This is a genomic window from Ruegeria sp. K7 (assembly GCF_056531785.1).
Genome location: NZ_JBQFMJ010000044.1, coordinates 1 through 1,122 on the forward strand (window position 1 = coordinate 1; position 1,122 = coordinate 1,122).

Below are 1,122 nucleotides of genomic sequence, written 5' to 3' on the forward strand. Positions count from 1 at the left end.
AATGAACTAGTGACGCGCCATCTGTAGACATGGTGGATAGCTTAATGAAGATTCTGATCACGGGGGGCGCGGGTTTTATCGGGTCGCGGCTGAGCGCTGAACTTGTTCAGCAAGGGCATGACGTCACGATTTTCGACTCTCTGCACCCACAGGTTCATTTCCAGAACGAGACCAATTTCAGGATCGCCAAATCCTCGGGCGCCGGGATGATCGTGGGCGACGTGCGTTCGCGCGACGACATGCAGCGCGCCATGTCGCAGGTCCGGCCCGAGTTCATCTTCCACCTGGCCGCCGAAACCGGCACCGGCCAGTCCTTTGACCACCCGACCCGGTACAACGAGGTCAACATCATCGGCACCACCAACCTGATCGAGGCGGTGCGCGCGGCCGATACCCCGGTGCGCCGCATCATTCTGGCCGGCTCGCGCAGCGTCTATGGTGAGGGCGCCTGCGTGGACGCCAACAACGTCCTTGTGCCTGCGGTCGCCCGCACCAGCCAGGACATGTCGAACGGAGACTTCCTGCCGAAATCGGCCAGCGGCGAAACCCTGACGCCGGTGCCGACCAATGCCGATACCTGCCCGGTGGCGCCCGCCTCGATCTATGCCTCGACCAAGCTGATGCAGGAATACCTGCTGACCCAGGCCTTCTGGGGCACCCCGACCGAGGTCGGCATTCTGCGCCTGCAGAACGTCTATGGCCCGGGGCAGTCCATGTCGAACCCCTATACCGGTGTGATCTCGATCTTTGCCGACCAGATCATGCAGGGCAAAACGCTCAACATCTTCGAGGACGGCGATATCACCCGCGATTTTGTCTATGTCGACGACGTTGTGCGCGCCTTTGCCAGCACCGTCGCGCTGGACAGTTTCTCGGATCAGATCGTGGATATCGGCGCGGGCGAGGCGGCGACCATCATCGACGTGGCCCGGCAACTGATCGACCTTGTCGGGGACGCGCGCAACGGCGTCCAAGTCACCGGCGATTTCCGCGCCGGCGACATTCGCTATGCTCTGGCCGATATCTCGAAGGCACGCCGCCTGCTGAACTGGTCCCCACAGGTCTCCGTCAGGGACGGCCTCAACCAATTCAGCACATGGGCAAAAAAGGAGCAGGGGTGAT

The 1,122-nt window shown here is 61.9% G+C and carries 1 protein-coding gene; it reads left to right on the forward strand.

Features of this window, described 5'->3' with window-relative positions; all coding sequences use genetic code 11:
* Window positions 1-44: 44 nt before the first annotated feature.
* A complete protein-coding gene (locus ACR0FE_RS23590) occupies window positions 45-1,121 on the forward strand; it encodes an NAD-dependent epimerase/dehydratase family protein (RefSeq protein ID WP_480915554.1) in 1,077 nt (358 codons plus the stop codon).
* The last annotated feature ends 1 nt before the right edge of the window (window position 1,122 follow it).